Below are 4,421 nucleotides of genomic sequence, written 5' to 3'. Positions count from 1 at the left end.
GTTGGCCAGGCCTTGCAGCCATGCCTTCGATTCACCCCATGCCATCGTCAATCCTCCCCTTGAATGTCGCTGTAATCCGCGTAGTTGTAGTTCTCCTCGTAATGGCGCGGCTCATAGCCGACGCCTTCCGGGGTCGGCTCCGCGGGACGCGGGAGCACCTGTTGCTGGAACAGGAGGTTCATGAACATCATCATCGGCTTCGGCTTGAGCACCAGCGCGCGCGCCGGCTTGTGCGGATCCTTGTTGAAGTGCTGGTGCACGCAGTTGTTGTGCACGATCGCCACGTCGCCGGCATCCCAGTCGTAGCGGATGCCGTCATGGATTTCGTAGCCGGTGCCGTCGAGGATGTAGAAGGCCGCCTCGTTGACATGGCCATGCTTCTGGGTGCGGCCGCCCGGACCGTATTCCTCCAGGTGGATGTGGAGGGTCTGCGTCAGTCCGTCGACCGGCTCGATGAAGTGCTTGCTGAAGGACTGCGGTCCGTCGTTGAACGTCAGTTCCTTGCCCTTGATCACGCGCGGCATCGCGCGCAGGCGGTCAAGCTCGTTCTTCAGGTTGTAAGGCCCGGCGATCGCGCGCAGGAACACGCGATCCTTCTTGCTGTTGTAGTGAGACTCTTTTCCCATCATTGTCCTCGCTGGTTTATTTGCTTTGCTTCGTAAAGATCTCGTCGTACAAGCCCGTCCATTTCTGGTTCTCGTCGAGGATGACCTTGGGGTCGACGAACTTGAGCGGCAGCTTGTTCAGGTGGGTGTCGACCTTGGTGCTGGTCGGGACGAAGTCGCGCTCGAGCAGCATCTTCTGCGCATCGCTGAGCATGAAGTCGAAGAACAGGACCGCGGCGTGCGGGTTCGGGCTGTGCTTGGCCACGCCGACGCCGTTCGGACGGGCGATCGCCGGTGCGATGTAGAACCACTCCATCGGCGCGCCCTTCTGCTTCAGCTGTTCCGCCTTGTAGTTATAGACCGTCATCGCCAGCGGGATCTCGCCGGACGCCACCAGGTTGGTCAGCAAGGTATGGCCCTTGCGCACCGAGATGCCGTTCTTGGCGACCACGTCGCGGAACAGCTTCACGCCTTTTTCCTCGCCCAGCTCGTTGACCACGCCGGCGAACCAGTCGGCATCCTCGGCCTCGATGCCGAGCTTGCCCTTCCACTTCGGATCGAGCAGGTCGGCGTAGGTCTTCGGCAGCTCGTCCTTCCTGATGCGGCCGGTGTTGTAGGCCATCACGAAGATGTTGAGGCGGGTGCTGACCCATCCGCCATGCGGGAACATCGCCTGGGGAATCAGGTCCTTCAGGTAGGGCGACTTCACCGGCTGCAGGATCCTCTCGCGCTGCATGGCTTCCATTTCCGGGCCATTGGTCTCGAAGACGTCGACGTCGTAACGCCCGGCGCGCGCCTCGGTCACCGCGCGCTGCAGCACCTTTTCCGAACCCGCGCGCCACAGCTTGACCTTGATCCCGTACTTCTTCTCGAACGCGCTGGTCAGGACGGTCATGTCGTCGATCGGCGCCGAGGTGTAGATCATCAGCGTGCCCTCCTTCTTCGCGCCTTCGATCAGGCGCTTTTCCCGGTCGGGGCCCGTGTAGCCGGCGATATCGGCGCTGCCCTTGCCTTGCGCCAGCGCCGCCGTGGGCGCGGCCGCGGACAGCGCGCTCACGGCCAGGCAGCCAAGCGTGAGCCTGAGCGCGACGCGGCGGAGTGGATGTGTCTTCATGTGCCTACCTCTTCATGCATGGAATGGTTGATCAGAACGTGTGGCTCACGCCAAGCGCCACCTGGCGGATATCCTGGCCGCGCCCCACTACGCCGTCGTTCAGCTCTCCCAGGTTGGTGCGGATGCCGAGCGCTTCGTTCTCCAGCTTGCTGCCGATCAGGTAGATCATCGAGCGCTTCGAGAACGAGTAGCTGGCGCCCAGGTTCAGCTGCTTGCCGCCCAGGCCCGCGGTGCTGCAGACAGCGCCGCCCACCAGGGTGCATTCGCCGTCGTCGCCGCTCGCGTACGCGGCCTGCAGCGTGAACGCACCCAGCTTTTGCTGGACGTTGATGCTCCAGGTATCGGTGCGGTAGTTGGCGAAGCGGCCGACCGCGCCGCCTTCCTCGTCGTAGTCCAGGCGCGAGATGTTCGCTTCGACCTTGGTGTTCTTGGTAACGGCGTACTGGGCCGTGAAGCGGGTGGCGCTATCGGTCGAACGCGTGCCCGGCAGGCCGACGCGCAGGGTGCGATCGTAGTTCGACAGCGCGCGCTCGACGTTGCGCGAGCCGCCGAAGAAATCGTAGTGGCGTTCGTGCGCCAGGGCGAAATAGAACGGGCCGCCCTGGTAGGTGATGCCGGCGCCGAACAGGGAGTTGTTGCGGGTGCTGCTGGCGAGCTCGCCGAGCGAATACTGGACCAGCGCCTGGAAGCCGCCCACCTCCGGCGATTCGTACTGGACCACATTGTCGCGGCGCAGGTGGAAGCTGGTGGCGCTGTCGCCGATGCCGGGCTTGGACAGCACGGAGCTGTTGGAGACGAAGTTGCCGCTGGAGATGCCGAGGAAGCTCAGCGCGTCACCGATGCCCTTGTAGATGGTGTCCATGCGCCCGATCTTGATCGTGCCCGCGCTGCCGCTCAGGCCGACGAAGTTGTCGCGGCTGAACAGGCGGGTGCCGTCGCCGCCGATGCCGTTGTCGACCCCGACGCCCATTTCCAGCTGCCAGAATGCCTTCAGGCCGCCTCCCAGGTCTTCGACGCCGCGGAAGCCGAGGCGCGAGTTGCTCGATTCCATGACGGTTCCGTCGACATTCTCGGTCGCCGGGCTGGCAATCGTGCCGATCAGGGTGTTGCCGCGAGTGCCGGCCGGCGTGGCGCCATAGGCGCGCGCGTTATTGATTTGCGGGTAGAGCTTGCCGTAGATCTCGACGCTCGGTGCAGCCTGGGCCAGCAGCGGCATGCCGCATGCGAACGCCGCTGCCATGGCGATCGATGTTCTTGTATTTCCGATCATTTTTTGTCTCCACAAGTTGGGGGTGATCCGCCGTTTCGTGTTTCAGGCCGCCTTTGGCGGTAAGTCGGCCAGTTCCGCCTGGTAGGCGTCGTTCATGCGCGGTTCCAGCCCATTCCTTGCCAGCGCTTCGGCAAACAGGTTGCGCACCAGCGGCGCTTCGTCGGCATAGTCGATCTGGTCGCCGCCGACGCGCTTGCTGATCCATGCCTTCGGCACGCCCTGCGCGTTGCGGATCGAGACCACTTCATGCTTGAAGGCCAGGTAGCGGGCCGGGGCCTTGCCGGTATTGAAGTGCTGGTGGAACCACAGGTTGGGCGGCACGATCATCGAGCCGGTCTCCCATTCATAACGCTTCGGCTCCTCGCCTTCCGGCCACATCAGGCTGTAGCCTTCGCCCGACAGGATGATCACGTGGGCGCCCGGGCCGTGGCAGTGGGCCTTCTTGTAGGTGCCCACCGGGAACTGCGAGATATGGCTGTTCATCGAGCCCTTGGCCATGTTGAAGCGGATGTGGCCGCCGCCGGCGCCGCGCTCCTTGGCACTGATCAGGGGCAGGTTCACCGCGTCGGCGACGAAGTTGGTCTCCAGTAGCAGGCCTTTTTGCTCGCCCTTGTTGTCGAAGTAATCCGGCTCGCCCGAGAAGCGGTTCTTGAAGTCGTATTTCGTGTTGAAGACGAAATCGATGTCCTCGTACAGGTTGATGACCGATGGGCCGTTGGTCACGGCGACGAAACGGGCCGCATCCTTGCCCGAACCGTTGAAGTGCTGGCAGGTCGCATTCAGCGGAATCGCGAACAGCGAGCCGGTCTGCCATTCGAAGCTCACGCGCTGGCCGGCATCGTTCCAGACCGTGGTCGATCCGCGGCCGCTCAGCACGTAGATCATTTCCTCGAACAGCTGGCGCTGCGGCTCGAGCTGCTTGCCGGGAGGGATCTCGCACACGTAGCAGTCGTTCGAGGTGCGCGAGGCTTCATGGTTGATGAACACGCCCTTGCCGCCGCGCCGTCCCCATGGCTTGAGGTCGACCGTGGTCAGGCTCGGCACGTAGTGGGCGCTGATGATGTCCAGCCCCTCGGCGGCCACCCAGCGGGTGTAAGGCGATTCCTTTTCGGTGGCGAACTTCTTCGCGAGTTCATCTGAAACGATTGCATTTTTCGACATCTGTATCTCCAGCCTTAGAAGTGACATTGATTGAATTTGCCGCCCTGGCGGCAGGCACGGCGGCTCAGGCCGGCTCTCTGACCTTCCCGGTCAGGTACTGCTGGATCAGTTCCGGCGTGAGCACCAGGCCGGGCTGGTACTCGGGCGCGTTTTCCAGCTGTTCCAGGTCGTTCAGACCGAACTTCTGGTAGATCCGGTTGATCGCCGAAATCAGCCGCACCGGGCGGTCCGGGTCGGCGTTGAAATGCTGGTGGATGGTATTCGGCGGAAT

The 4,421-nt window shown here is 63.2% G+C and carries 5 protein-coding genes; all 5 read right to left on the bottom strand.

The genetic code is table 11. From position 1 onward, the window contains the following. Nucleotides 1-47: 47 nt before the first annotated feature. Nucleotides 48-626 (bottom strand): cupin domain-containing protein, encoded by a 579-nt coding sequence (locus H162_RS0129425; RefSeq protein ID WP_040788593.1) that lies wholly within the window; start codon nt 624-626, stop codon nt 48-50. A gap of 16 nt (nt 627-642) precedes the next feature. Next, a complete protein-coding gene (locus tag H162_RS0129420; RefSeq protein WP_020657054.1) occupies nt 643-1,719 on the bottom strand; it encodes an ABC transporter substrate-binding protein in 1,077 nt (358 codons plus the stop codon). 31 nt (nt 1,720-1,750) lie between these two features. Continuing rightward, a complete protein-coding gene (locus tag H162_RS0129415; RefSeq protein WP_211223763.1) occupies nt 1,751-2,989 on the bottom strand; it encodes a porin in 1,239 nt (412 codons plus the stop codon). A gap of 42 nt (nt 2,990-3,031) precedes the next feature. Continuing rightward, entirely contained in the window at nt 3,032-4,150 is a 1,119-nt protein-coding gene (locus tag H162_RS0129410) for a cupin domain-containing protein (RefSeq protein ID WP_020657052.1), read from the bottom strand. A gap of 64 nt (nt 4,151-4,214) precedes the next feature. Continuing rightward, the coding region (locus tag H162_RS34930; protein WP_040788591.1) for a hypothetical protein at nt 4,215-4,421 on the bottom strand (207 nt) is incomplete at its 5' end.

It is taken from the genome of Massilia niastensis DSM 21313, from assembly GCF_000382345.1.
Lineage (GTDB): Bacteria > Pseudomonadota > Gammaproteobacteria > Burkholderiales > Burkholderiaceae_D > Telluria > Telluria niastensis.
Note: the sequence above shows the minus strand (reverse complement) of the source record. Positions and strands in the feature narration are given on the sequence as shown.

What these genes read in the sequence shown, in the direction of transcription:
- H162_RS0129425 (WP_040788593.1), bottom strand. Translation starts at nt 626, where the DNA reads ATGGGAAAAGAGTCTCACTACAACAGCAAGAAGGATCGCGTGTTCCTG.
- H162_RS0129420 (WP_020657054.1), bottom strand. Translation starts at nt 1,719, where the DNA reads ATGAAGACACATCCACTCCGCCGCGTCGCGCTCAGGCTCACGCTTGGC.
- H162_RS0129415 (WP_211223763.1), bottom strand. Translation starts at nt 2,989, where the DNA reads ATGATCGGAAATACAAGAACATCGATCGCCATGGCAGCGGCGTTCGCA.
- H162_RS0129410 (WP_020657052.1), bottom strand. Translation starts at nt 4,150, where the DNA reads ATGTCGAAAAATGCAATCGTTTCAGATGAACTCGCGAAGAAGTTCGCC.